This is a genomic window from uncultured Kordia sp. (genome assembly GCF_947489565.1).
GTDB lineage: Bacteria > Bacteroidota > Bacteroidia > Flavobacteriales > Flavobacteriaceae > Kordia.
In genome coordinates this window covers 1-232 of sequence record NZ_CANLEA010000087.1, presented here as the reverse complement: position 1 = coordinate 232, position 232 = coordinate 1, and the positions used below count along the sequence as shown (strand labels likewise).

Genomic DNA, 232 nt, shown 5'->3' with positions numbered 1-232 from the left:
CATTTGTACCTTTAGATTGTAATTCAAAAGGATATAAACTTGTAAACCAACCTACGGTTCTACTTAAATCTATTGCGTTTGTTAATTCCTCGCGTCCGTGTCCTTCAAGTTCTATTAAACAACGATCTATGGAAAATACTTCGTCTAAACTCAGCGATAAACTACTCAGCAAGATATCGTTTACATTTGTATTGTATCCAACATGGATTGAGCTTTGCAGCTTTTCTGTTTG

At 34.9% G+C, this 232-nt stretch carries 1 protein-coding gene; it reads right to left on the bottom strand.

All coding sequences use genetic code 11. The features are described from left to right. On the bottom strand, positions 1-232 hold a 232-nt coding region (locus tag Q0845_RS27815; protein ID WP_298521237.1), incomplete at both ends, for a condensation domain-containing protein.